Genomic DNA, 24,831 nt, shown 5'->3' on the forward strand with positions numbered 1-24,831 from the left:
TGTGACCAGGGGACCTCTTGTGGTGAGCCAGCTAGCCACAACACGGCTGCTCGCCACACCTCATCAGGAGTCTTTATGAGCCGAAACATCCCCGAACCGGATCTGAACTACCTGCAAAAAGTGCTGCTGGAAATGCTCGCCATCCCCAGCCCCACCGGATTTACCGACACCATCGTGCGCTACGTCGCCGAGCGCCTGGAAGAGCTGGGCATCCCCTTTGAAATGACCCGGCGCGGCACCATCCGCGCCACCCTCAAGGGCCAGAAAAACAGCCCCGACCGTGCGGTATCAGCACACTTGGACACCATTGGCGCCGCCGTGCGCGCCATCAAGGACAATGGCCGCTTGAGCCTGGCGCCGGTGGGTTGCTGGTCGAGCCGCTTTGCCGAAGGCAGCCGCGTCAGCCTGTTTACCGATAACGGCGTGATCCGTGGCAGCGTGTTGCCGTTGATGGCCTCAGGGCATGCGTTCAATACTGCCGTGGATGAAATGCCGGTGAGCTGGGACCATGTGGAATTGCGCCTGGATGCCTACTGCGCCACCCGTGCCGACTGCGATTCCCTGGGCATTGGCATCGGTGACTATGTCGCCTTCGACCCGCTGCCGGAATTCACCGAGAGCGGGCACATCAGCGCCCGGCACCTGGACGACAAAGCCGGCGTTGCCGCGCTGCTGGCCGCGCTCAAGGCCATCGTCGACAGTGGCGAGCCGTTGCTGATCGACTGCCATCCGCTGTTCACCATCACCGAGGAAACCGGCAGTGGCGCAGCGGCCGCACTGCCCTGGGACGTCAGTGAGTTTGTCGGCATCGACATTGCGCCGGTCGCCCCCGGCCAGCACTCCAGCGAGCATGCGGTGAGCGTCGCGATGCAGGATTCCGGCGGGCCGTACGACTATCACCTGTCGCGGCATTTGCTGCGCCTGGCGTCGGACAATGAGTTACCAGTGCGCCGCGATTTGTTCCGCTACTACTTCAGCGACGCGCACTCGGCCGTCACCGCCGGCCACGACATCCGCACCGCGTTGCTGGCGTTCGGGTGCGATGCGACCCACGGCTACGAGCGCACGCATATCGACAGTCTGGCGGCGCTGAGTCGTCTATTGGGCGCCTACATTCTCAGCCCGCCCGTGTTCGCCAGCGATGCACAGCCGGCACAGGGTTCCCTGGACCGGTTCAGTCACCAGATCGAGCACGAGACGCAGATGGAAAGCGACACGCGAGTGCCGTCGGTGGATAGCCTGGTGGGCAACAAGTCCTGAGACTGGCAACTACGGTCCCGGCGCAGTAGGATCGCCGGGATCCATCACCCGAGGCTTGTATGCTGATTCCCTACGATGCACTTGAAGTCGACACGCTCACACGCCTGATCGAAGACTTCGTGACCCGCGACGGCACCGACAATGGCGACGACACGCCGCTGGAAACCCGCGTACTGCGTGTGCGCCAGGCACTGACCAAGGGCCAGGCGCTGATCGTGTTCGACCCGGAAAGCGAGCAGTGCCAGTTGATGCTCAAGCACGACGTGCCCAAGCATCTGTTCGACTGACGTCAGAGATTGGGCACCTGCACCGGATGGGTGCTGGCGGCCTGGCGCTCGCGGATTTTCTGATGCACCTCCGCGCGATGTACATGCACCCCGGCCGGCGCTTCAACGCCAAACTTCACCTGGGTACCGTTCAACTCGAGGATATGCACGGCGATGTCATCGCCAATGGAGATGACTTCGCCTATGGCGCGGCTTAAAACCAGCATGGCGGTTGTCCTTTTAACAGTGAAAGGACCTCGACCATGCGCGCAGGCTGTGGTGTGCATCAATGGCGTGCCGTGAAATCAGGCACTACTTACATGTGTAGGTAAAATGCCTGACAGACCACTTCCCGGTCAGCCTTTGGCGGCCTGTGCCTTGGCGCGCATTTTGTCGGCCATGCTGGTCATTTCGTCATACAACAACTGCGGGTTCTTCTGCTTCAACGCCCATGCCATGCGCCCTTGTTCGTGGGGCAGGATCATGAACTCACCTTCCGCGACCCGCTGATAGATGTAATCGGCGATATCCGCCGCCGAAATCGGCGAGCTTTCCAGCAACTTGCCCACCTGGGCCTTCATGGCCGGGGTCGGCCCACGGAAGGAATCCAGCAGATTGGTCTGGAAGAACGATGGGCACACCACATGTACACCGATTTCCTGCTGCTTGAGCTCCACCAGCAGACTCTCCGACAACGCCACCACACCCGCCTTGGCTACGTTGTAGTTGCTCATGGCCGGCCCCTGCATCAGCGCGGCCATGGAGGCGATGTTGATGATGCGGCCCTTGCTCTTTTCCAACAGCGGCAGGAACGCCTTGCAGCCCTTGACCACGCCCATCAGGTTGATTGCGATCTGCCAGTCCCAGTCCTCCAGGGACAACTCGGCAAAGAAACCGCCTGACGCCACGCCTGCGTTGTTGACGATCACATCGATACCGCCCAGCTTGACCTCACAGGCCTGGGCGAACGCGGTGAGCTGGCTGTAGTCGCGCACGTCGCAGCGCTGGATAAAACCTTCGCCACCGGCCTCGCGCACCAGCCTGAGGGTTTCCTGCAGGCCGGGCTCGCTCACGTCCGACAAGGCCAACTGCCAGCCCTCACGGGCCCAGCGCAGAGCGATTTCACGACCCAGGCCGGACCCGGCGCCAGTGATCATCATGCGATTTTGCATAGGAAGTTGCCTTGTGGTTCACGGAAGAAGTGACCGGCAGTGTAGCGAAGGTTTTTCCTGCCCCCATCCACCATCAGAGTGATGAATGCCCCTGGCAAACCGTGGGCCGGGTCGGATGTTCGCGTATAGCCTAAGTTCAATATTTTTCAACTAATAGGTTTAGTTGCGAGCGCATTAAAAGAAATAAGCCTGTGTGCGAAATGCTTTAAAAAAATACTGAATTTTCTGCGAAGAACCAGAGTCGGAGTTGTTAAGGCGTCTGTCTTTAATATGCGGGCCTATCGTTAAACAACCGGTCTTTGCAGAAGGCCAATAAGGAAAAAAACCATGAGCCTCATTCTGATCATTATCTTGATCCTCCTGCTGGTCGGCGGTCTGCCAGTGTTCCCTCACTCACGTAACTGGGGCTATGGCCCGTCAGGTATCCTGGGCGTTGTCCTAGTGGTGCTGCTGGTACTGTTGTTGCTAGGGCGTATATAAACGCCAGGCAAAAAAAGAGGCCCTTTAAAGGGCCTCTTTTTTATGGCCGGTTAATTAGTCCGGCTTGCCGTTGACCACACCGGCGGTGTTATCCAACAGGCTCTTGGTAGCGGTCTGCAGGAACGACTCAAGTTTCTGCTTCAGTGCCGCCTCGTCCGGCGACTCGGGAATCACTTTACCGGTCGGGTTGGCGCCCAGTTCGTATTCCCACAACTTCGGTGGCATTTCCTTCGGCAGCACCAGAATGCGATCTGCCGTCACCAATGCCACGGTTTGATCGCTGCCCGATGGCTTGATCACACCAAAACCCTTATCGCCTTCCGGCAGGTTCAACAGGTCACGGCCCCAGCACTGGTGCAGGGTATCGCCACCCAGGCGGCCCATGATGGTTGGCACGATGTCGATCTGGGTGCCCACGGTGTGGTCACGCTCGCCGAACTTTTCCTGCATGCCTGGCGCGATCATCAGCATCGGCACGTTGAAACGGCCCAGGTCCATTTCGGTGATCTGCTGCTCGTTGCCGAAGCCATGGTCACCCACGATGACGAACAGGGTTTCCTTGAAGTAAGGCTCCTTGCGGGCCTTCTCAAAGAACTGGCCCAGGGCCCAGTCGGAATAGCGCATGGCGGTCAAATGCTCGTTGAGGCTGCCACGGTCGGTGACTTTCTCAACTGGCAACGGCGTCGGCAACGCGTACGGCGTGTGGTTGGACAGGGTTTGCAGCAACGCATAGAAGGGCTTGCCGCCTTCACGCGCCTTGAGCTCTTCCAGGCCACGGTTGAACATATCCTGGTCAGACACGCCCCACGTCGGGTCGGAGAACACCGGGTCGACGAAGTCATTGCGACCGATGAAGTTGGTCATGCCCTGGTTGCTGAAAAAGCCCGACTGGTTGTCCCAGGCGAAATCGCCGTTGTACACATACACGTCGTCAAACTTGCGCGCGCTGAGCAACTGCGGCAGGCCCGACAGCTTGTGGCTGCCTTCCGGGGTCTGCATCAGGTATTCGAAGCCCGGCAGGTTCGGGAAGCACGCCATGGTGGCGAACATACCCTGGTGGGTATGGGTGCCGTTGGAGAAGAAACGGTCGAACAGCAGGCCTTCCTTGGACAGTTTGTCGAAGTACGGCGTGATGTTGCCCGGACGACCCAAGGCGCCGACCGAGTGACCGGCGAAGCTTTCCATGAGGATCACGACCACGTTCTTGATCGGCAGGGTCTTCTCGGCCGGCGGCATGTAGTCGCGGCGCACGGCGGCGATGTCGGTATCCACCAGTTTCTCTTGCGGCAGCACCAACATGTCACGCACGGTCTGGGTGGCCAGCGGCTGGTCGAGGGTGGCCTTCCAGATATTGGAGCGATCTTCGGAGAACCGTGACTTGGCCGCGGCGATCAGCGACAAGGTGCCGTTGAGGCCCAACTGGTTGGCGAAGTTCGAATCCGTAGTGTAGACATCCCCCCAACGCAGCGGCGGCCCCTGGCGCAGGGTGCCACGGATGGCGACCACGGCGATCAGCAGGCAGACCACGAACACCGCGATGCGCGTGTACCACGGCGCGACCTGGCGAGTGCCGATGCTGCCACCGCTGAACGGGCCACGCGGGCGTGTGGCGCGGTCGGCGCCTTTGAACGCCATGCTCAGGATCAACGTACCCACGGCCCAGGCCAGCAAGTAGCGCACCACCGGGAAACCGTACCAGAGCATGCTCATCACGGTCTTCGGGTCTTCCTTCACATATTGGAAGACCAGGCCGTTGAGGCGCTGGTGGAACTCGCGGTAGAAGTCCATTTCCATCAGGCCCAGGAACAGGGCGATGCTGGACGCGACGGTCAGCCACAAACGGAAGAACCCACGCGCAGCCATGGCGCGGACGCTGAACAAGGCCAGCAGCAGCGGGACCAGCAGGTACATCACCAGGCGAATGTCCAGGCGCAGGCCATTGCCGAACGCTTCGAGGAAGGTCGAGGCCGGCGTGTCGAGGATCATTTCGCGGTTGTACACCAGCAGCGCCAGGCGCAGCAGGGAGAACATCACCATCATGACCAGTGCGCAGAGCAGCGTGTACGCCAGATGGGATTTGACGGTCGGTTGCAGCAGGCGATTAGAAGCTCGCTGCTGACTCAGGGCGTCCGGGTTTGCCATGTCGTTTCAGGACCCATTGGAAGTTTAAGTGACGAAGTAGTGCAGTGGCGCGAATGGTGCCCGATCAACGGCGGCAAGGCTATTAATTACTGAACGTGCACCGGCGCTCCGCCTTTAGTGGCTCTTGGGACAGGGCCTTGGCAGGAAGATAAAGCCGGCGAATTGTCTTGGAAGGGATGTGAAAATTTTGTGCAGCGAATATTTCGAAACACAAAATGAATTGAAGGGTAAACCCGTGGCCCGACAGCGGCCGAGCCAGGGTTCGACAGCTGCCAGGTGGTGTGCGAGATCAGATCCGCACATTACCCCGTGGTCCGGCAATCGCCCAGATGATCAGGCCCAGCACCGGCAGCAGCAGGATCAACAAGATCCACAACACCTTGGCGCCCGTGCTTGCGCCGCTTTTGAATACGTTGATGATCGCCCAGATATCCAGCGCGAGGATGATCAGCCCGATCAAGCTATTAAACGTGGAACCCATGGTGTCGCTCCTAAGTGAGGGCATGCCCTTGTAGGATAGTCAGCCCTGGCGGGGGTTCCGTTTTATTTCAGACGTGAACCGCGACTTTCAGCGCTTCCAGGGACGGTTCGCCCTTGATGCCGACTTCGGCGCACAGCTCCAGCACGCGCGGCAGGTCGTTGCCGTAGACCAGTACCGCCTGGATCTCGTCATCCAGCAGCTGGCTGAAGTTGAGCAGCACATAGCCGCCATCCTCCGGGCTGAGGGCGCTCATCTGGATCTGGATGCGGTTGAGTGCGGTCAAGTCTTCGGTCTTGGCCAGTTGCTTGGGCTTGAGGTTGAACGCAACGCCCGGGCCGAACGACGCGACGATCTGCGCGAACAGGTCACCATAGGTGTCGGCCTGGAACAGCACGGTGTCCGGCAGGCTGCCGACCACCACCCACTCACCCAGTGGGATGGGGAAGGTGTCGTCATAGTTGATATCCGGGTTGGCCGCCAGAAACGCGGCCGGGTCGGCGTAGGCCTGGGCTGCCTCATCGGCGATGCGCGCCACCTCGTCCTCGCCCATGACGCCGGCGCTGATTTTGCTGATCAGTTCGACGAGGGCGGTTTTCATGGGAATGGTCCTGTAGCGGGCTGGCTTTTGAGGGCGCGTAGCCTACACCAGTTTCTGCAACTGCGCCGTCGTATCCACCGCGCCCATGGTTTGCGCGGCAGCCAGTGCGGTGGCGCCATTAGCGTCGGTGGCCTTGGGGTTGGCGCCCTGCCCCAGCAGGTAATCGACCATTTCCACGCGGTTGAACATCGCCGCCATCATCAACGCCGTACGGCCGTCGGAAGACGCGGCGTCCACCGGCGCGCCTCCGTCGATCAGCGCCTTGACCACGTCCAGGTTGCCCTTGAACGCTGCACCGGCCATCGGCAGCTGGTTCTTGTCGTTGGCGATCTGCGGATCGGCCTTGAACTCCAGCAGCACTTTTACCGCCTCGGCATGGCCGTGATAAGCCGCGAGCATCAGCAAGGTGTCGCCGTTGTGGTTGCGCAAGTTGGCCGGCAAGCCTTTGGCCAGCAGCGCAGCGAGCATGGCGGCGTCGCCTTTGCGGGCAACGTCGAAGACCTGCTCGGCAAATTCGGCGGCTTCGTCTTCGGTCATTTGTTTGGCTTGGTCTGACATGTGGGGCTCCTTGTCTGGTCCTTTATATGGCGCCCAGTGTCACGAGGGAGTTCCCCCCTGTCATTGCTTTTTTGTCAAAAGCGGCCATAGGCAGAATCAATAGCGCTACTTTAATAACGAAAATGCCCACCCTGGATCTGCGCCAGCAATTGCCCGGTGACCGGCACATAACTGTCCGACCCCGGCAGCCAGGCGTAGACCGGGTCATTGCCCGCCTTGTCCGGGTCGAAGGCTTCCTCCTTGAGCCGCACCTTCTGATATTTGAAGGTGCCGGTGGTTTCCATCTTCACCTTGATCCGCAGGAACAATGGCACGGCATAGTGCGGCAACTGGCCGTGGGCGAACTGCAGCAACTCACGCATGTCCAGGGCAGCCAGCGATTCGCTCGGGGTGATGGCGACCATGCCGGCACGGCCGTTGGTGTTTTCGATTTCCACGCCATAGGCCACGACTTCAGCGATCTGCGGATGTTGCAACAGGATGTTCTCCACTTCGGTGGTGGAGACGTTTTCTCCCTTCCAGCGATAGGTGTCGCCCAGGCGGTCGACGAACTGTGCATGGCCGAAGCCGATACTGCGCACCAGATCGCCGGTATTGAAGTAGCGGTCGCCCTTCTCGAACACATCCGTGAGGATCACCTTGCGGTTTTTTTCCGGGTCGGTGTAACCGTCATAGGGCGACTTTTCATCGATCCTGGCCAGCAACAAGCCCTGCCCGCCGGTCTTCACTTTGTGCATGAAACCATCGCCGCCACGGATCGGTTCACCCGTGTCGTGGGCGTAGTCCACCAACGCCCAGTGTTGCAGGCAAAAGCCGACGGTGTTGTCGAAATTCAATATGTTGGTAAAACCGATATTGCCGTCGCTGGCGGCGTACAACTCGCAGACATGCTCCACGCCGTAGCGCGCCTTGAATTGCGCCCACACGCCAGGGCGCAGGCCATTGCCGACCATCTTGGTCACGCGGTGATCACGGTCGTTTTCGGCCGCTGGCTGGTCGAGCAGGTAGCGGCATAGTTCGCCGACGTAGCCGAGGGTGGTCGCCTTGAATCTGCGCGCATCCTCCCAGAACTGACTGGCGCTGAACTTGCGCCGGATAGCGAAACCGGACGCCCCGACAATCGCCGAGCCCCAGCACACACAGAGGCCGGTGGCGTGGTACAGCGGCAGGGTGCAATAAAGAACATCCTCCGGCCCCATGTCCAGCGCAATGCTGCCGAAGCTGATCGCGGTCTTGGTCCAGCGGCCATGTTTCATGATGCCGGCCTTGGGCAGCCCGGTGGTGCCGGAGGTATAGATATAGAAGCAGGGGTCGTTGAAGAAAATCTGCGCGGTACTCGGCAGGTTATCTACCGGCCCACCAGCGCTGGAAGCCATCAGGTCACAATACCCATCGGGCAGCGCAGTGGCTTGCTGGTCCGCGACAAACCAGGTGCGTTCAGCGGGAATGCTCACCTGCTCACGTACCGCGTCATAGGAAGCCACCAATTCCGCACCGGCCACAATCGCCACCGGGTTCACCAGGTTGAGGCTGTGCAGCAGCGCCGCCTGGGTCTGCGCGGTATTGAGCATCGCGCAGATGCCGCCCAGCTTGGCCACGGCCAGCACACTGAGCAGCAACTCGGGACGGTTTTCGATAAAGATCGCCACCACATCGCCCTTGCCGATGCCCTGGGCTTGCAGATGGTGGGCAATACGGTTGGCCTGCTGGTTGGCTTCGCTGTAGCTGAGCACGCGCTCTCCGTACAACAAGGCGGTGCCATCCGGGTTGCGCAGGGTGGCTTGTTCAAACTGCCAGCCCAGGCCACAGGGCTGAGCGGGGTCGGTGACATTGGCGGCCCGCATGCCGCGCACCACCCGAGGCAGAGCACGAACAATGGCCGGCACCTTACGCAGCATCATGCCCCAGGTGATCATGTCGTTTTGCGGGTGGCTCATGGGAACGTCCTTTTTCTTATTGTTCGTAAACCTTGCAGAAAAGTACGTCAGGCCCTCTTCGGCTGTACACGCAGGATTTGAAAAGTTTTGTATCCCGATAAGCGAACGCTGAAAAAAGGAATTAAGCCAGGCAGAGAGAGTCATTATGAGTAATAAGGCACCTGCCCGAGCGCGCCCAGCAACGCAAAATGCAGGATGCATGATGGCCATTCATGCAAATTGCACGAATCCGGAAATTTTATATTTTTATAACTCCTTGATTTATAACGATATTTATCTAAATCACTAGCTGGCACAATCACTGCACCTATCTCTCCATGCTTGCCCACTTGAGCCAACGGAGCTGATAGACATGAGCCTGATCCAAGATAAATTCGCTTCAGTATTCTCCAACTACGATGTCACCACCCAGCCTCGTCCAGACGGCGGCATCCTGCTGACCCTGCGCAACAGCGAAGGTAAACAGGTCAAGCGTTCGATCTCCTATCAGCAGTTGCACACTGCCGATCAGCTGACCTGGGTCATCAGCGCCATTCGCCGCGACCTGGCTGAACAGGCCAGCGAGTTGCCGCAGATTTCGATGCTGCAAAGCCAGAACCGCTTTGCCTTGCCGACCTACCACTCGGCTTAAGCCTGAAATACCCAAAAGGGCCGCGACGCATTGAGCGTCGCGGCCCTTTTTCATGGGTTCAACACAGCCCCTGGCGGCTGGCTTCATTGACGGCTTGTACCCGATTGGTCACTTGCAGCTTGCAATAGATATTACGCAGGTGGAATTTCACGGTTGCTTCGGACGTGGCGCGTATCTGGCTGATCTCCCAGACGGTCTTGCCTTCCGAAGCCCAGCGCAGGATTTCCAACTCCGCCGGAGTCAGGGCCTTGCCAGCCAGGTTCAAACGTCGCCTGATTGCATTGGGTACCGAATATGGCGGTAGAAACGATTCCTTGGGGCCACTCATTAGTTCCTCTCCTTTCTCTGGCTCATGCCGCCCCCTCTTCGGATTCCTCCTATTGACAGGTGACATAAACATTGATGTCGCAGAGGGTTACATAACGAATGGTATTAAGGCGCAGGCCCGCGCATAAACATCCAAGCCTTACAGAAGTTTAAGTTTCTTCCCACAGCAACTTCCAACCTTCAGGGGTTGTAGTTTTTGATCGGTGGGGATTAGTCGTCCAGGCCGGGGAAACGACTGGCAATATCGTCCTCGATGAACTCCGGTATGCATTCTTCAAGCGTATTGAACAGGCGCAGTGTGACAAAGTGCGGGTTCTCCCCCATGTCAATCCAGTGCGGCATACCGGCCGGGATCACAAGCAGGTCGTTTTTCTCGCAACGCACGGCGTATACATAATCGCCTATGTGCAGGGAAAACAGCCCCTGGCCAGCGATGATGAAACGTGCGGCAGCTTCGCTGCAGCGGCGCTCGGCAAGAAAGCCCGCACGCACCTCGGCCTTCTGGAGATGATCCTCCGTCACCCTGAGCACCTGCGCATCCGCGTAGCCCAAGGCTTGAATCTGTGCCTTGTACGCCGCAATCAGTTGCGCATCTGTGGCCCCCTTCTCGATAGAAACCGGTTGCCAACGCTCAAAACGCACGCCGTGCTCGGCCAGGGTCGCAGCAATATCCTCGGGGTGGGTCAGCACCTTGTTCGGGGTGTCCGGTGAAGCAGCGCAGTAGACGGCGACATAACTCATTGAAGGGTTCCTTGGTTCTGCTCGTGCAATCGAAGACCGATGATAAGGGCGGCGGCCAGGGCCGCGACGCTCGCGATACTGAAGGTCAGGGTCGGCCCCAACAGGTTCCAGCTGTAGCCGGCATACAGCGCACCCAGCGCACCGCCGGTGCCGGCCAGGGCGGCGTAGAGCGCCTGGCCCTGGCCTTGTTGCCGGTCACCAAAACTGCGTTGCACAAAGGCAATCGAGGCTGCATGAAAGCTGCCGAACGTGGCAGCGTGCATCACCTGCGCCAGCAACAACACCCAGAAATACTCGGCAAACGACCCCAACAGCAGCCAGCGCAATGCCGCCAACAGGAAGCTCGCCAGCAGTACACGACGCACCGAAACGCGCGTGAGGATGCGGCTCATGCCCAGGAACATCAATACTTCCGCCACGACCCCCAGCGCCCAGAGCATGCCGATCACGCCCCGGCTGTAACCCAGGTGTTCGAGGTGCAGCGTGAGGAAGGTGTAATACGGGCCGTGGCTCAGTTGCATCAATGCCACGCAGGCATAAAACGCCAGTACGCCGGGGCTGCGCAATTGCTTGAGGAAGCCGTCGCCCGCCAGACGATTGCCGTGGGTCGCGGGCTGCGCATTCGGCACCCACAGGCTGGCGCCGATGATGCCGGCCATGATGACTACGACCACCACCGGGTAGATGTCCAGGCTCAACCAGTCGAACAAGCGGCCCATGATCACCACGGTGAGGATAAACCCGATGGAGCCCCACAGGCGGATCTGGCTGTAGCGCGCCGTCTGCTTTTGCAGGTGCGCGAGGGTGATCACTTCAAATTGCGGCAGTACCGCATGCCAGAAGAATGCATGCAGCGCCATGACCAGGGCCAGCCAGGCGTAGGTATGGCTGACGAAGATCAGCGAAAAACTCGCCAGGGTGCACACCGCACCAAAACGCACGATGGCCAGGCGCCGGCCGGTGTAGTCGCCCAGCCAGCCCCACAGGTTGGGCGCCACGCAACGCATCAGCATGGGAATGGCCACCAGCTCGCCGATACGCGCGCTGGAGAACCCGAGGTGATCGAAGTACAGCGCCAGGAACGGCGCGGTCGCCCCCAGGAGGGCGAAGTAGAACAGGTAGAAGCTGGAGAGGCGCCAGTATGGGAGGGCTGTCACAGCAGCGCCGTCACAACTGGGCCAGCACCGGCGTACTCACGCGCACATCGGCGTTTTGCCCACGATTGCGCAGCAGGTGGTCCATCAACACGATGGCCATCATCGCTTCGGCGATCGGGGTGGCACGGATGCCAACGCATGGGTCGTGGCGGCCCTTGGTGATCACGTCCACCGGGTTGCCGTGCACGTCGATCGAACGCCCTGGCGTGGTGATGCTCGATGTGGCCTTGAGCGCCAGGTGCGCCACGATCGGCTGGCCGGAGGAAATACCGCCGAGGATGCCGCCGGCGTTGTTGCTGAGGAAGCCTTGCGGGGTCAACTCGTCACGGTGCTCGGTGCCACGCTGGGACACACAGGCAAAGCCGGCACCGATTTCAACGCCTTTGACGGCGTTGATGCTCATCAGCGCGTGGGCCAGTTCCGCATCGAGGCGGTCGAAGATCGGCTCGCCCAGTCCCGGCTTCACGCCTTCGGCCACCACGGTGATCCTGGCGCCGACGGAATCCTGGTCGCGGCGCAACTGGTCCATGTAGGCTTCCAGTTCCGGCACCTTGTCCGGGTCCGGGCTGAAGAAGGCGTTGTCCTCGACGCTGTCCCAGGTCTTGAACGGGATTTCAATCGGACCCAGTTGGCTCATGTAGCCCCGGATCACGATGCCCTGGGTGGCCAGGTATTTCTTGGCAATGGCACCGGCGGCCACGCGCATGGCGGTTTCGCGGGCCGAACTGCGGCCGCCGCCACGGTAGTCGCGCTCGCCGTATTTGTGGTGGTAGGTGTAGTCGGCGTGGGCCGGGCGGAACAGGTCCTTGATCGCCGAGTAGTCCTTGGACTTCTGGTCGGTGTTGCGGATCAGCAGGCCGATGGCGCAACCGGTGGTGCGGCCTTCGAACACACCGGAGAGGATCTCGACTTCGTCCGGCTCCTGGCGCTGGGTGGTGTGGCGGCTGGTGCCGGGCTTGCGGCGGTCGAGGTCACGCTGCAGGTCTTCCAGGGACAGTTCGAGGCCTGGCGGGCAGCCGTCGACAATGGCGACCAACGCCGGGCCATGGCTTTCGCCCGCGGTGGTGACAGTGAACAGCTTGCCGAAGGTATTGCCGGACATGCAGGGCGCTCCGTGAAATCAGTTGAATCAAGTCAACCGTAATAACTTAAGGCGGCCAGTATACGCAGGCTAACCGAGTAGTTCATCCTCGAAACCTTCCCGGTAGACCTTGGTCCAACCGGCACCTTCCCCATGATGGCGCGATGATGCTGCGAGTTCTGCTTTTGACCCTCACCCTGTTTTCCAGCGTTGGCTTCGCCGCCTCCCCGGTCGTGCTGCAAAGGCCCATCAGCCTCGACACAGGCAGTGGCGAGCTGTTTGGCTCACTCTTGTTGCCCAAATCCGATAGGCCAGTCCCGGTTGTACTGATCATCGCCGGCTCCGGCCCCACCGACCGCAACGGCAACAGTGCCGACGGCGCGCGCAACGACAGCCTCAAGCGTCTGGCCTGGGTACTGGCGCGGCACAATATCGCCAGCGTGCGCTACGACAAGCGCGGCGTCGCGGCCAGCCTGGCGGCCACGCCGGATGAGCGCAACCTGACCCTGGATGCCTACGTGGCCGATGCCGTGGCCTGGGGCAAGCGGCTCAAGGCCGACACACGCCTGGGGCCGTTGATTGTGCTGGGTCATAGCGAAGGCGCTTTGGTGGCGACCCTCGCCGCGCCGCAACTGGACCCGGCCGGCGTCATTTCGTTGTCCGGCAGCGCACGCCCGGTAGACCAGGTGATCCGCCAGCAGTTGGCCGATCACCTGCCCCCCGCCCTGCTGCTGCGCAGCAACGAGATCCTCGATCACCTCAAGGCCGGCCAGGTGGATAACGACGTGCCTGGCCCGCTGGAAGGTATTTTCCGCCCCAGTGTGCAGCCGTACCTGATCAGCCTGTTCCGTGCCGACCCATCGGCCGCTTTCGCCCAGTTGCGCATGCCCGCGCTGATCATCCAGGGCACCCACGATATCCAGGTGGGTGTGAGCGACGCCCAGCAATTGAAAAAGGCCAAGCCCGACGCGCAGTTGGCGGTGATCGAAGGCATGAACCACGTGATGCGCATCGTGCCCAACGATGTGAAGCAACAATTGGCCTCCTACAACGATCCGCAACTACCCCTCGCCGCCGAGCTGGGCAGCCGCGTCGTGCGTTTTATCGAAGGACTTCAACCCCATTAAGCGACTATTTGCCTCCAGTCCTGGGAAAACCGGCCGATAAGCCCTGGGTCGACAGTAAAAAGACTGTCGGCTCGCTGGGCTTGGACAGGATCGCGCCGCATGACAACCACTGAAGCAACACCGGAATCCACCGCCGACACCCCGGCTGAAAAAACCGAGGCCGTCGACGCGGCGCCCCTGCCGTGGGCGGATGTCCAGGCCGAGCATTTCAAGATGCTGCGCCTGGCGCCCCTGGCCACCGACCGTGCCACTGGCGTGCGACCGTTGCGGTTCGTGCAGTTCGGCTACGCCGAGCGCAATGACAAACACCACAGCCTGCTGCGCATGGTCATCCAGCTGCCAGGGCAGCGCGTGCGCCGTGAGCAGAACCACCTGGATATCTGGGTCGACCACGACAAGCACCGTGTGCACTTCGGCCCGGGCAACAGCCTGGAAATCGAACCAGCCAACCGGGGTATCGGTCGCTTCCTGGTGGCCCAGGGCGCCGCGTGGGCGAAGAAGAAGTGGTCACACTATCGCGTCGACGGCGTCGACCTGGCCAACAAAGATGCCTTGAACGAGGCCACCCGCCTGCGCCGCGATCACTTCCTGCGCATCCAGGGCTTTGATGTGGCCTACGCCGATGTGCAACACCTCAAAGGTAATGTGCAGCCGGGCAAGGTCGGTGATGTGCTGGACAGTTGGAACACCGAGAAGGTGCAGTTCGTGGAGATTCTCGAAGCCGCGCAGATGCTGCAACAGGCTGAGCAGAACCTGGCGGAGCAGGAAGTGAAGCTGCGCAAGGAAGAGGAAAAGGTCACCAAGTTCAAGCGTGAGGACAGCGGGTTGCGCTTTACCATCACCTGCCTGGTGGCGTTTACGGTGTTTCAGGCGGGGTTGTTGATCTGGATTGCCACCCACCGCTGAAATGAGTCTATGCCTTGATGAAATAAGGTCTGAATGTGGGAGGGGGCTTGCCCCCGATAGCTGAGTGTCAGTATTTGGAGTAGCTGACTGATCCACCGCCATCGGGGGCAAGCCCCCTCCCACATTGGCCCTATTCGTTCAGTAAGGTGGGTTAAACGCGGGCGGCAAACACCGCCTGATGTTGGCGGCACTGCTCCGCCGTCAACATGAACACCCCATGCCCACCACGCTGGAAGTCCAGCCAGGCGAAGTCCACTTCCGGGTACAACGCCTCGACGTGCACCTGGCTGTTGCCCACCTCCACGATCAGTAAACCTTTCTCGGTCAGGTGGTCCGCCGCTTCGGCCAGCATGCGCCGCACCAGGTTCAAGCCATCATCGCCGCAGGCCAGGCCCAGTTCCGGTTCGTGCTGGTATTCGTCGGGCATGTCGGCGAAATCTTCCGCATCCACATACGGCGGGTTCGACACGATCAGGTCAAAACGCTGGCCCGGCAGACCGTCGAAACCGTCACCCTGAACGGTGTACACGCGCTCATCGACGCCATGGCGCTCGATGTTCTGGTTGGCCACTTCCAGGGCTTCGAACGACAGGTCGCCCAGCACCACTTCGGCGTCCTGGAACTCGTAGGCACATGCAATGCCGATACAGCCGGAGCCGGTGCACAGGTCGAGAATGCGTGCCGGCGGTTGCGCCAGCCAGGGTTCGAAGCGGTTTTCGATCAGCTCGCCGATCGGTGAACGGGGGATGAGCACGCGTTCGTCGACGATGAACGACATGCCGCAGAACCACGCCTCGTTCAACAGGTACGCGGTGGGCACGCGCTCATGGATGCGCCTGTGCAGCAAACGTTGCACATGGGAAACTTCCTCTTCCTCCAGGTTGCAGTCCAGATAACTGTCGGCAATCTCCCACGGCAAGTTCAACGCGCCGAGCACCAATTGACGGGCTTCGTCCCAGGCATTGTCAGTGCCATGCCCGAAAAACAGGTCTTCCCCATGGAAACGGCTGACAGCCCAACGGATGTGGTCGCGCAACGTGCGCAGGCGGGATGTGATCACGGGGGCAAGCTCCTGGAAAAAACGACTGGTGATTCTAACAGCGTTCACCTGTACCGACGATGTACGAAACCCAGCGCCCATCCGTCGGATTTCATCCGAATTGCCATCATTGTGTCAAACAGGCCCACCTCTTGACATGGCTACACGTCAACAACGGCGTACCTTACGATGGTAGCGATTCACAGAACCGCTCAGCCAGTGGACAATGTCGCAAAAGCCCCCCTCACAGGAGCCCCAGAATGTCCGTTCCAAAGACGATGTTTCAACTCAGCGGTCGTGGTTACGCAGCTGCGAACCTCAGCCATGCGACCCTCGTGATCATCGACGCCCAGAAGGAATACCTCAGCGGCCCGCTCGCCCTCTCGGGCATGGACGCGGCCGTTGGTAACATCAAGCAACTGGTCGCCGCAGCGCGCAACGCCGGGCGCCCGATCGTGCATGTGCGTCACCTGGGCACCGTTGGCGGCTTGTTCGACCCGCAAGGCGAACGGGGTGAGTTCATCCCGGGCCTTGAGCCTGCAGGCGACGAAACCATCATCGGCAAACTGCTGCCCAGCGCATTTCACGGCACCGGCCTGGAAAAACACCTGCAGGACCTCGGTTCCCTGGACCTGATTGTCTGCGGCTTCATGAGCCACTCCAGCGTCAGCACCACCGTGCGTGCCGCCAAGAACCTGGGCTTTCGCTGCACCCTGGTGGAAGATGCCTGCGCCACCCGTGACCTGCCTTACAAAGGCGGCATCCTGAGCGCCGAGCACGTACAGCAGACCGAAATGGCCATCATGGCCGACAACTTCGCCACCCTGGCGTTGACCAAAGACCTGATCTGATCGACCTTCTGATGAGCGGTGCGGCAATGTTTATTGCCCCGCTCATCCGCAAAGCCTTTTCATTTGGCGCATTTACCCCTCGCCCCGGAACAACCTGTGTATTGTCCGGTCGAAGGGCCGATACCCTGGAGGAAAGGTCGGAATGAAGATATCCGATGGTTTTGATGCTCGTCGCTTGCGCCCCAAGGGCCCGAGCAACTGGCGTCTGCGCCTGGTTGCCGGCATCGCCGCGCTGCTGGCGATCGTAGGTCTGCTGTTGGCCGGCGCTGGTGGCGCTGGTCTGTCTGGTCACTCCCCGGCCCTTGGCGAGCTGAATGCCAGCCCTGGCGGCTCGGCTATCCTGTTGGGGATCGGGCTGCTGGTACTGTGGTTGGGCGTATGGTTGTGGCGGCGCAGCCGTCGGAAAATGCGCCAGCCGTTGTCGCTTAATATCGCTTCGCACCTGATGAAAAAACACGACTGATGGCGCTTGGATAGCGTTTCCTGCGCCCCGGCCGCCGCGATTTAGGTAAACTGCCCGCCCTTCGCGGAGGCTGATATGCAAGACGACGATTTTTCCCTGTTCAAAAACGAGCTGCGCGGCGTCAAGCCGATCAAGCACGACCGCGCCGACACCGGCAAACCCAAGGCCGACCGCGCGCAGATCGCCAAGCTACGCCAGGCCGCGACCGTGCGCACCGATGCCACCACCGTGGACGGCCTGTCGGACCAGTTCGTAATCGACGTCGGCCCCGAAGACGAGCTGATGTGGGCCCGCGACGGTGTGCAGGAAAGCCAGATGCGCAAGCTCAAGATCGGCCAGATCCCGTTCGAAGGCAGCCTCGACCTGCACGGCATGACCGTGGAAAAAGCCCGGGAAACCCTGTGGGCCTTCCTCGCAGAAGCCACCAAATTCGAAATCCGCTGCGTGCGCGTCACCCATGGCAAGGCCGTGCGGCTGGACGGCAAGCGGCCGATGATCAAGAGCCACGTCAACACCTGGCTGCGCCAGCACGCCCAGGTACTCGGCTTTACCTCGTGCCAGGCCCGCCACGGCGGCGCGGGGGCGGTGTATGTGATGCTCAAGCGGACCATGATGGAAGGGCGCGACGAGTAACAAGTGCCATCGTCAGGCTTGCAGCGATGTGCCCGCCACCGTAACCTTGCGCTTTGCGAAAATCCCACAGGTAGTTTCATGTCCCTGGAACAGAATTACACCGCGATCCTCGGCCAACTCGGCGAGGACGTTTCCCGCGAGGGCCTGCTCGACACGCCAAAGCGTGCCGCCAAGGCGATGCAGTACCTCTGCCGCGGCTATGAGCAGACACTGGAAGAAGTCACCAACGGTGCCTTGTTCAGCTCCGACAACAGCGAAATGGTGCTGGTCAAGGACATCGAGTTGTACTCGCTGTGCGAACACCACCTGCTGCCGTTTATCGGCAAGGCCCACGTTGCCTACATCCCGAGCGGCAAAGTGCTGGGCCTGTCCAAGGTCGCGCGGATTGTCGACATGTATGCCCGCCGCCTGCAGATCCAGGAAAACCTCAGCCGCCAGATCGCCGACGCGGTGTTGCAAGTCACCGGCGCCCTGGGCGTGGCCGTGGTGATCGAGGCCAAGCACATGTGCATGATGATGCGTGGTGTGGAGAAACAGAATTCGTCGATGATCACTTCGGTGATGCTGGGTGAGTTCCGCGAAAACGCGGCGACCCGCAGCGAATTCCTCAGCCTGATCAAGTAACGGGCTGCGTAGGAAAAGACCGGCGTTCATCGCCGGTTTTTTTTTCGCCCGCAGAATTCAGGTAAGCTGCCGCCCCTCAGTTATGGGCAAGAGGTTTAAACCATGTTGGTCAAAGCACTTCGAGTCGGCCTCGGCCAGATCATCATCGCGGGCGACTTCCTGACCCGTCCCCGTAAAAAACAGCGCCCCGCCGAACAGCAGGCGCAGGTGAATGCAGCGGCCAAGGAACTGACCCTGTATCAGTTCCACGCCTGCCCGTTCTGCGTGAAGACCCGTCGCACCCTGCACCGCCTGAATGTGCCGGTGGCGTTGAAGGACGCGAAGAACAACGAGCAAGACCGCCAGACCCTGCTGGAGCAAGGCGGCAAGATCAAGGTGCCGTGCCTGCGCATTGAAGAGAATGGCCAGACCACCTGGATGTATGACTCCAAGGTGATCATCGATTACCTCGACAAGCGTTTCGCTGCGGTCTGACAGACACTGGACGACCCATGTGGGAGGGAGCTTGCTCCCGATGGCGCTGTATCAGTCAACTTAGTGTGTGACTGACACTCTGCTATCGGGGGCAAGCCCCCTCCCACACTTAGTTCATTATTGGCAAATCAATGTCCAGCAGTGCAGAGCCCAGGCACTTGCCATGGGCATCCAGCGCCAGCGAGCGGGTCACACCGCCGCGCAGGATGCCCGGCAGCACGAAGTTCAGTGCCTGCACATTCGCCAGCTCATAGCGCCGCACCGGTGCGGCGCCTGGCTCCAGTAGATCCGCAAAAAACCCCGCCACACGCTCGACGGTCAGTTGTTCGCAGAGCCAGGGGTAATCCTCGGCACGATAGGCAATGATCGAAATGTTCGACGTATCGCCCTTATCCCCCGTGCGGGAATGGGCCAGTGTGTGCAGCTTCATGCTTCGATCCTCGGGTTGACCGCATCACGCGGCAGCAGCAACGACGCCACCGCCACCACCTGCCGCACGCTCTTGCTCGCGCCGCCGCCACCGGACGGGCCATTGGTGTAAAGGGTTTCCACTTCGTTGCCCACGCGCACCGCTTCGCTGCGCTCTTCACAGCGAGCCGCCACGCGCAGGCGCACTTCCCAGGGCTCCACCGTGCTGCGCGGGCCGTGCAGCGAGTCCATGCCGATCAGTTCGGCACGCACGTCCTGCATCTTCACGCCTATCAACTCAAGGCGCTTGAGCACGACATCCCGCGCCAGCTGCGCCCGTGCGACAGCACCGGGCCCACCGTAGGACATCTGCCCTTCGCCGATCCAGCCGTCCAGATAGCCAACACTCACCTTCAACCGTTCGGGACGCGAGCGACCACCAGCACCTTGGGCACGAACGCGATCAGCGCCCTCCTCGACAAAGCACACCCGGGAAAAATCGGCGGTTACATCCGGCGTCAGATAGGCCGCAGGGTCATGCACTTCGTAGATCAGTTGCTCGGTGCAGGTGGCACGGCTGACCCGCCCACCGGAGCCGGTGACCTTGGTGATCACGGCCTGACCGTCAGCATCAATCTCGGCCAGCGGGAAACCCAGGCGCGCCAGGTCATCCACATCCTTGAAACCCGGGTCGGCAAAATACCCCCCGCTGACTTGCCCGGCACATTCGAGCAAATGACCCACCAAGGTGCCGCGCCCCAGCCGCGGCCAATCGTCCGCCGCCCAGCCGAACTCAACCATCTGCGGCGCCAGGAACAGCGAGGGGTCGGCCACGCGCCCGGTGATCACCACGTCCGCATCGGCGTGCAATGCCTGCAGAATGCCGTCGACGCCCAGGTAGGCATTCGCAGAGATCAACCGTTCGCCCAAAGAGCCGACGGTCTGGCCGTTATCCAGCAGAAACTCGGGCTGCAACATCGTCAACACGTCGTCGCCCACCACAGCGAGCACCTTGAGATCCAGGCCCAACTCAACAGCAATTCGCCGCACTTCGGCCGCCGCCGACACTGGATTGGCCGCGCCCATATTGGTGATCACCCGCAGGCGACGGCGCCCGATCTGCACACCCACAAACGGCAGCACCCGGCGCATGCGCTCACTCAACAGTGGATCGTAACCGCCCTGCGGATCGCTGATCCGCGCCTGTTGCGCCAAGGCGATGGTGCGTTCAGCCAGGCATTCGAATACCAGGTAATCCAGGTCGCCGTGTTCGGCCAACTCGACCGCCGGTTCGATACGGTCGCCGGAATAGCCGGCACCAGAACCGATGCGCAAGGTTTTCATCTCAAATCACTCCCAGGAGCAACGCGGTCAGGGTCATCAACACCGACGCGGCAAACAGAAACGGAATGGTGAAGCGCTGGTGATCGGCCAACTCGATCTTGCACAGGCCCACCAACAGGAAAGTCGCAGGGGTCAGCGGGCTGACCGGGAAGCCGGTGGTGTGCACCCCCAGCAACGAGGCCTGGGCCACTTGCAGCGGGTCGACGCCCAGGGCCTTGCCGACTTCGGCGATCACCGGCATCACGCCGAAATAGTAGGAATCGGGGTCGAACAGCATGCTCAACGGCATGGAAATGAATCCCACCACCGCCGGGATCAACTTGCCGTGACCCGCCGGAATCTGCGCCACCGCTACTTCGGCGATAGCCTTGAGCATACCGGTGCCTTGCATGATGCCGGTGAACACCCCGGCGGCCAGCAGGATACTGGCCATGGTCAGGGCGGTCTTGGCATGGGCATCGATGCGGGCACGCTGGGCATCTACGTTCGGATAGTTGATGCACAACGCCACTACGGTGCCGAGCATGAACATCACCACCGGGTCGACCCAGCCGGCAATCATCACCACCATCACCAGCACGGTCAGGATCAGGTTGACCCAGAACAGGCGCGGGCGACGCAGCTTGATATCGTCTTCACTGAGCACCCGTTGCGGCACCGCATCCACCGTGGAGCCGGCGCCGAGGCCCAGGCGTTTTTCTTCGCGACGGCCCAGCCACCAGGCACAGGCAAACACAAAGATCAGGCCGACGATCTGCACCGGGATCAACGGCTGGAACAGGTCCGCCACCGGCACGTGCAGGGCCGCTGACGAGCGCAGCACCGGACCCGTCCACGGCAGGAAGTTGACCCCCGCCGCCATCGCGCAGACACAGGCCAGGATGCGCTTATCGATACCCAGCCGCGTATACAGCGGCAACATCGCCGGCACCGTCACCAGGAACGTCACCGCGCCGGAGCCGTCCAGGTGCACCAGCAGCGCCAGGGTCGCGGTGCCTACAACAATGCGTGTAGGACGCGTCCCTACCGTGCGCAGGATGCGATCAATGATGGGGTCGAGCATGCCGGCATCGGTCATGATCCCGAAAAACAGGATCGCAAAGACGAACATGCCGACCACGGGGGCGACGTTCTTGATACCGGTGATGATGAAGGCGCTGGTTTGCAGGCCGAACCCACCGAGCAGCGCGGCGATGATCGGCAAGGCGATCAGGGCCACCAGCGGCGAGAGGCGTTTGCTCATGACGGCAGCGAGCAGGCACAGGATGGTGATGACACCCAGGGTAGCGAGCATGGGTTACTCCAGAGCGACCTTTTTGGCCGGTTATTGTTTTCCCTGGAGTATTGGAAGCAGGTTAGTCTTTGTAAATTGGAATATTCACCCGCTAGTGTTCGGAAAAACAAAATGAAGAACAGTATCCAACACATTCAGGCGTTTCTTGCCGTGGCCCGTACTGGCAGTTTCACCAAGGCGGCCAATGAGCTGCATCTGTCGCCTTCTGCGCTGACGGTGCAGGTGCAACAACTGGAAGACTGGCTCGGCGTCGCCCTGCTCGACCGCAGCCCGCGCCACGTCAGTATTACCGCCGCCGGCCAGGAGGCCCGCGGGCCCATGGAAAAACTGCTGCTGGACCTGGACAACATCGTCAGCGGGTCCCGCGACCTGGCGGCGTTGCGCCGAGGCGTGGTGACCATCGCCGCCCTGCCCTCGGTCTGTGCCGGCAGCCTTCCGCCGGTGCTGCGCCTGTTTCGCGAACGTTTTGCCGGAATCGAAGTGCGCCTGCATGACCTGGTGGCCCATCGCATACACGCCCAGGTGCGGTCCGGCGAGGTGGATTTCGGCATTGGCGTGCGTGCACGGCTCAGCCATGGCCTGGAATTCGTGCCAGTGCTGAACGATCGCCTGTGCGCGTTTGTACCGGTCGGTCATCCGCTGACCCGCCATCGCAAACTGACCCTGGCACAACTGGCGGACCAACCGATCATCCTCACTGGCCGCGACAGCAGCGTGCGCGAGCAAGTGGATGCGCTGTTCGACGAGACGCGCCTGACGATGAACGCGGGCATGGAGGCCAACTACATGTCGACGGTGCTGGCACTGGTGCGCCAGGGGTTGGGGATCAGTGTGCTGCCGGAGTCGGCGGCGGACAGCCTGGCGGGGTTGAAGCGCATCCACATCGAGCATCCCGGCGTAAACCGGGAGATCGGGTTGATCAGTCGCAGCGGGATGGGCCTGAGCCCGGCGGCGCAACGCTGCTTTGACTTGCTGAACGAAGAACTGAATGTGGAAGGAGCAAGCCCCCTCCCACAGGTTTAACCGAGCATGGCCACATGCTTGGGATGGCTGGCAACCCTCTTCAACCACGCCTGCACAGCCGGATAAGCCTCCAGCTCAAAACCACCCTCATGGGCCACATGGGTATAGGCATACAAGGCCACATCGGCGATGGAGAACTGCTCGCCCACCAGGTACGGCGTCAGTTGCAGTTGGCGCTCCATGACCTTGAGTGCCTTGTAACCGCCTTTGTGCAGTTTCTTGTATTCCTCCTGGCGGTCCTCGGGCAGGCCCAGGTAAAACTGGATAAACCGCGCCACCGCAATGTACGGCTCATGGCTGTACTGCTCGAAGAACTGCCACTGCAACACTTGGGTGCGCAGGCGCGGTTCGGTGGGTAGGAACTCGCTGCCATCGGCAAGGAAGTTGAGGATCGCGTTGGACTCCCACAGGCAGGTGCCGTCTTCCAGCTCCAGCACGGGGATCTTGCCGTTGGGGTTCTTCGCCAGGAACTCGGCGGTCTGGGTGTCACCCTTGAGGATGTCCACATCGATCCATTGGTACGGGATGCCCAGCAGGCTGAGCATCAATTTGACCTTGTAGCAGTTGCCCGACTTGTAATCGCCATAAACCTTGTACATGGGGCTCCCCTTATGCCGCTTGCGCGTGCTGTGCTTGACGGACCACCGCGGCCAGGCGCTTGAGACCTTCGTCCAAACGGGCCGGGTCGATATGGCTGAAATTGAGCCGCAACGAACCCAGGTGTCGGTCGGGCTCGGAAAAGAACGGTTCACCGGGCATGAACGCGACGTTCTGGTCGAGCGCTTGAGCCAACAAGGTGCGGGTGTCGAGCGGCTGTTTCAAGGTCAGCCAGAAGAATAAACCGCCCTCGGGCACCTGCCAGTCGGCCAGCTCGACGAAGTGACGCTCCAGCGCCGACTGGAAAGCATCGCGGCGCTCGCGATAAAAGCCGCGCAGTTGAGTCAGGTGCTGCTGGTATTGCTCCGTGCCGATCCACTGCATGGCCTGCCATTGGCCGACGCGGTTGGTGTGCAGGTCCGCCGATTGCTTGAGCTTGAGCAGGTGCGGGAACAGGTCCGGGCTGGCGATCAGATAGCCCACGCGCAGGCCCGGCAACAGGGTCTTGGACACGGTGCCGGTGTAGATCCAGCTGGCTTTTTTCAGGCGCCCGACGATGGGTCTGGCGCTGCCGCCGTCGAAAGTCAGTTCGCGGTAGGGTTCGTCTTCGATCAGGGTCACGCCGAATTCGTCGAGCAAGGCGGCGACGGCTTCGCGCTTGGCCTCGCTGTAGCGCACGGCCGAGGGGTTCTGGAAGGTCGGGATCAGGTAGATGAACGCCGGGCGATGGCGTTCAAGGTTGGCACGCAACGCGTTCAGGTCCGGGCCGTCGGCGTCCAGTGGCACGGTGAGGCAATCGGCGCCGAACAGTTGAAAGATCTGCAACGCGGCCAGGTAGGTCGGGCCTTCCAGCAGGATCCGGGTGCCCTTGTCGATGTACAGCTTGGCCGCCAGGTCGAGGGTCTGCTGGGAGCCGCTGACCACCAGCACCTGGCTGGCCTGGCACGGCACGCCCAGGGCACGCGCCTCGGCAGCGAGCAGTTCGCGCAACTGCGGTTCGCCTTCGCTCATGCCGTACTGGCCGATGTTCAGCGGCATGTCGTCCCAGTTCAAGGCAGGCAGCATGGCTTCGGCCGGCAGGCCACCGGCGAACGACATCACTTCCGGGCGCTGGGCCGCCGCGAGGATTTCACGGATCAGGGAGCTTTTGAGGCGCGTAACACGTTCAGAGAAGGCCATGGGGTCACCGGTAGCGAAGACTATGGGAAATACGTCAA

29 protein-coding genes are annotated in these 24,831 nt (G+C 61.1%); 12 read left to right on the forward strand and 17 right to left on the reverse strand.

Going from position 1 to position 24,831, the window contains the following annotated elements; all coding sequences use genetic code 11:
* The first annotated feature begins 75 nt into the window (after nucleotides 1-75).
* Both K5K89_RS20330 and K5K89_RS20335 read left to right on the forward strand, forming a co-directional pair.
* A complete protein-coding gene (locus tag K5K89_RS20330; protein WP_033900901.1) occupies nucleotides 76-1,260 on the forward strand; it encodes an osmoprotectant NAGGN system M42 family peptidase in 1,185 nt (394 codons plus the stop codon).
* Nucleotides 1,261-1,319: 59 nt separating this feature from the next.
* Nucleotides 1,320-1,547, forward strand: coding sequence for a YheU family protein (locus K5K89_RS20335; RefSeq protein ID WP_003192759.1), 228 nt, complete (start codon nucleotides 1,320-1,322; stop codon nucleotides 1,545-1,547).
* Nucleotides 1,548-1,549: 2 nt separating this feature from the next.
* On the opposite strand, the gene csrA is transcribed toward K5K89_RS20335, so the two are convergent.
* Nucleotides 1,550-1,753, reverse strand: coding sequence for a carbon storage regulator CsrA (csrA, locus tag K5K89_RS20340; protein WP_071490756.1), 204 nt, complete (start codon nucleotides 1,751-1,753; stop codon nucleotides 1,550-1,552).
* Nucleotides 1,754-1,882: 129 nt separating this feature from the next.
* Nucleotides 1,883-2,698: an SDR family oxidoreductase gene (locus tag K5K89_RS20345; protein WP_071490757.1), complete on the reverse strand. Its 816-nt coding sequence runs from the start codon at nucleotides 2,696-2,698 to the stop codon at nucleotides 1,883-1,885.
* 327 nt (nucleotides 2,699-3,025) lie between these two features.
* Here K5K89_RS20345 and K5K89_RS20350 point away from each other — a divergent pair, with 327 nt between their 5' ends.
* Nucleotides 3,026-3,178 (forward strand): DUF3309 family protein, encoded by a 153-nt coding sequence (locus K5K89_RS20350; RefSeq protein WP_015885095.1) that lies wholly within the window; start codon nucleotides 3,026-3,028, stop codon nucleotides 3,176-3,178.
* Between the two features lie 54 nt (nucleotides 3,179-3,232).
* Here K5K89_RS20350 and K5K89_RS20355 read toward each other — a convergent pair whose 3' ends face one another.
* From K5K89_RS20355 to K5K89_RS20375, 5 genes are all read right to left on the reverse strand, one after another.
* Nucleotides 3,233-5,320: an LTA synthase family protein gene (locus K5K89_RS20355; RefSeq protein ID WP_071490758.1), complete on the reverse strand. Its 2,088-nt coding sequence runs from the start codon at nucleotides 5,318-5,320 to the stop codon at nucleotides 3,233-3,235.
* Between the two features lie 289 nt (nucleotides 5,321-5,609).
* Complete coding sequence (locus K5K89_RS20360) at nucleotides 5,610-5,801, reverse strand: PLDc N-terminal domain-containing protein (protein WP_003192770.1); 192 nt, start codon at nucleotides 5,799-5,801, stop codon at nucleotides 5,610-5,612.
* Nucleotides 5,802-5,868: 67 nt separating this feature from the next.
* The gene (locus tag K5K89_RS20365; protein WP_071492765.1) at nucleotides 5,869-6,399 is read right to left on the reverse strand and encodes a hypothetical protein; all 531 of its coding nucleotides are present in this window, start codon (nucleotides 6,397-6,399) and stop codon (nucleotides 5,869-5,871) included.
* Nucleotides 6,400-6,441: 42 nt separating this feature from the next.
* The gene (locus tag K5K89_RS20370; protein ID WP_071490760.1) at nucleotides 6,442-6,957 is read right to left on the reverse strand and encodes an ankyrin repeat domain-containing protein; all 516 of its coding nucleotides are present in this window, start codon (nucleotides 6,955-6,957) and stop codon (nucleotides 6,442-6,444) included.
* Nucleotides 6,958-7,067: 110 nt separating this feature from the next.
* A complete protein-coding gene (locus K5K89_RS20375) occupies nucleotides 7,068-8,894 on the reverse strand; it encodes a long-chain-acyl-CoA synthetase (RefSeq protein ID WP_222540151.1) in 1,827 nt (608 codons plus the stop codon).
* Between the two features lie 352 nt (nucleotides 8,895-9,246).
* Here K5K89_RS20375 and K5K89_RS20380 point away from each other — a divergent pair, with 352 nt between their 5' ends.
* Entirely contained in the window at nucleotides 9,247-9,525 is a 279-nt protein-coding gene (locus K5K89_RS20380; RefSeq protein WP_003172952.1) for a DUF3509 domain-containing protein, read from the forward strand.
* Nucleotides 9,526-9,583: 58 nt separating this feature from the next.
* Here K5K89_RS20380 and K5K89_RS20385 read toward each other — a convergent pair whose 3' ends face one another.
* The 4 genes from K5K89_RS20385 to aroC all read right to left on the reverse strand — a co-directional run bounded on the left by K5K89_RS20385 (nucleotide 9,584) and on the right by aroC (nucleotide 12,852).
* Nucleotides 9,584-9,853: a response regulator transcription factor gene (locus K5K89_RS20385; protein WP_071490762.1), complete on the reverse strand. Its 270-nt coding sequence runs from the start codon at nucleotides 9,851-9,853 to the stop codon at nucleotides 9,584-9,586.
* A gap of 209 nt (nucleotides 9,854-10,062) precedes the next feature.
* Nucleotides 10,063-10,593: an acireductone dioxygenase gene (locus tag K5K89_RS20390; RefSeq protein WP_222540152.1), complete on the reverse strand. Its 531-nt coding sequence runs from the start codon at nucleotides 10,591-10,593 to the stop codon at nucleotides 10,063-10,065.
* A complete protein-coding gene (locus tag K5K89_RS20395) occupies nucleotides 10,590-11,750 on the reverse strand; it encodes an MFS transporter (protein ID WP_222540153.1) in 1,161 nt (386 codons plus the stop codon). The genes K5K89_RS20390 and K5K89_RS20395 overlap by 4 nt, the downstream gene beginning before the upstream one ends.
* A gap of 10 nt (nucleotides 11,751-11,760) precedes the next feature.
* Nucleotides 11,761-12,852, reverse strand: coding sequence for a chorismate synthase (aroC, locus tag K5K89_RS20400; RefSeq protein WP_071490765.1), 1,092 nt, complete (start codon nucleotides 12,850-12,852; stop codon nucleotides 11,761-11,763).
* A gap of 143 nt (nucleotides 12,853-12,995) precedes the next feature.
* Between aroC and K5K89_RS20405 the strand changes: the two genes are divergently transcribed.
* A complete protein-coding gene (locus tag K5K89_RS20405) occupies nucleotides 12,996-13,958 on the forward strand; it encodes an alpha/beta hydrolase (RefSeq protein WP_222540154.1) in 963 nt (320 codons plus the stop codon).
* 99 nt (nucleotides 13,959-14,057) lie between these two features.
* Entirely contained in the window at nucleotides 14,058-14,864 is an 807-nt protein-coding gene (locus K5K89_RS20410; protein ID WP_058424625.1) for a hypothetical protein, read from the forward strand.
* A 151-nt stretch (nucleotides 14,865-15,015) separates the two neighbouring features.
* Here the strand turns inward: K5K89_RS20410 and prmB are convergent, their stop codons facing one another.
* Nucleotides 15,016-15,924, reverse strand: coding sequence for a 50S ribosomal protein L3 N(5)-glutamine methyltransferase (prmB, locus tag K5K89_RS20415; RefSeq protein ID WP_071490767.1), 909 nt, complete (start codon nucleotides 15,922-15,924; stop codon nucleotides 15,016-15,018).
* A 239-nt stretch (nucleotides 15,925-16,163) separates the two neighbouring features.
* Here prmB and K5K89_RS20420 point away from each other — a divergent pair, with 239 nt between their 5' ends.
* From K5K89_RS20420 to K5K89_RS20440, 5 genes are all read left to right on the forward strand, one after another.
* Nucleotides 16,164-16,754 (forward strand): cysteine hydrolase family protein, encoded by a 591-nt coding sequence (locus tag K5K89_RS20420; RefSeq protein ID WP_222540155.1) that lies wholly within the window; start codon nucleotides 16,164-16,166, stop codon nucleotides 16,752-16,754.
* 142 nt (nucleotides 16,755-16,896) lie between these two features.
* Complete coding sequence (locus tag K5K89_RS20425; RefSeq protein ID WP_058424627.1) at nucleotides 16,897-17,217, forward strand: hypothetical protein; 321 nt, start codon at nucleotides 16,897-16,899, stop codon at nucleotides 17,215-17,217.
* 75 nt (nucleotides 17,218-17,292) lie between these two features.
* Nucleotides 17,293-17,850, forward strand: a complete 558-nt coding sequence (locus tag K5K89_RS20430) for a Smr/MutS family protein (protein WP_058424628.1) — start codon at nucleotides 17,293-17,295, stop codon at nucleotides 17,848-17,850.
* A gap of 78 nt (nucleotides 17,851-17,928) precedes the next feature.
* The gene (folE, locus tag K5K89_RS20435) at nucleotides 17,929-18,474 is read left to right on the forward strand and encodes a GTP cyclohydrolase I FolE (RefSeq protein WP_003236739.1); all 546 of its coding nucleotides are present in this window, start codon (nucleotides 17,929-17,931) and stop codon (nucleotides 18,472-18,474) included.
* 102 nt (nucleotides 18,475-18,576) lie between these two features.
* Nucleotides 18,577-18,948, forward strand: coding sequence for a glutathione S-transferase N-terminal domain-containing protein (locus K5K89_RS20440; protein ID WP_092243183.1), 372 nt, complete (start codon nucleotides 18,577-18,579; stop codon nucleotides 18,946-18,948).
* Between the two features lie 109 nt (nucleotides 18,949-19,057).
* On the opposite strand, the gene K5K89_RS20445 is transcribed toward K5K89_RS20440, so the two are convergent.
* The 3 genes from K5K89_RS20445 to K5K89_RS20455 are packed head-to-tail and all read right to left on the reverse strand — an operon-like array spanning nucleotide 19,058 to nucleotide 21,994.
* Nucleotides 19,058-19,378 carry a hypothetical protein gene (locus tag K5K89_RS20445; protein WP_071490770.1) on the reverse strand — a complete coding sequence of 107 codons (321 nt, stop codon included), beginning with the start codon at nucleotides 19,376-19,378 and terminating at the stop codon, nucleotides 19,058-19,060.
* Entirely contained in the window at nucleotides 19,375-20,700 is a 1,326-nt protein-coding gene (locus K5K89_RS20450; RefSeq protein ID WP_222540156.1) for an acyclic terpene utilization AtuA family protein, read from the reverse strand. Before K5K89_RS20450 ends, K5K89_RS20445 begins: the two co-directional genes overlap by 4 nt.
* Nucleotide 20,701: 1 nt before the next feature.
* The gene (locus K5K89_RS20455; RefSeq protein ID WP_071490772.1) at nucleotides 20,702-21,994 is read right to left on the reverse strand and encodes a CitMHS family transporter; all 1,293 of its coding nucleotides are present in this window, start codon (nucleotides 21,992-21,994) and stop codon (nucleotides 20,702-20,704) included.
* 111 nt (nucleotides 21,995-22,105) lie between these two features.
* Here K5K89_RS20455 and K5K89_RS20460 point away from each other — a divergent pair, with 111 nt between their 5' ends.
* The gene (locus tag K5K89_RS20460) at nucleotides 22,106-23,017 is read left to right on the forward strand and encodes a LysR family transcriptional regulator (protein WP_222540157.1); all 912 of its coding nucleotides are present in this window, start codon (nucleotides 22,106-22,108) and stop codon (nucleotides 23,015-23,017) included.
* On the opposite strand, the gene K5K89_RS20465 is transcribed toward K5K89_RS20460, so the two are convergent.
* Both K5K89_RS20465 and K5K89_RS20470 read right to left on the reverse strand, forming a co-directional pair.
* The gene (locus K5K89_RS20465) at nucleotides 23,014-23,616 is read right to left on the reverse strand and encodes a glutathione S-transferase family protein (RefSeq protein WP_222540158.1); all 603 of its coding nucleotides are present in this window, start codon (nucleotides 23,614-23,616) and stop codon (nucleotides 23,014-23,016) included. The genes K5K89_RS20460 and K5K89_RS20465 overlap by 4 nt on opposite strands.
* A gap of 10 nt (nucleotides 23,617-23,626) precedes the next feature.
* Complete coding sequence (locus K5K89_RS20470) at nucleotides 23,627-24,793, reverse strand: PLP-dependent aminotransferase family protein (RefSeq protein ID WP_222540159.1); 1,167 nt, start codon at nucleotides 24,791-24,793, stop codon at nucleotides 23,627-23,629.
* Between the last annotated feature and the right edge of the window lie 38 nt (nucleotides 24,794-24,831).

The organism is Pseudomonas sp. DR208 (genome assembly GCF_019823005.1).
GTDB lineage: Bacteria > Pseudomonadota > Gammaproteobacteria > Pseudomonadales > Pseudomonadaceae > Aquipseudomonas > Aquipseudomonas extremorientalis.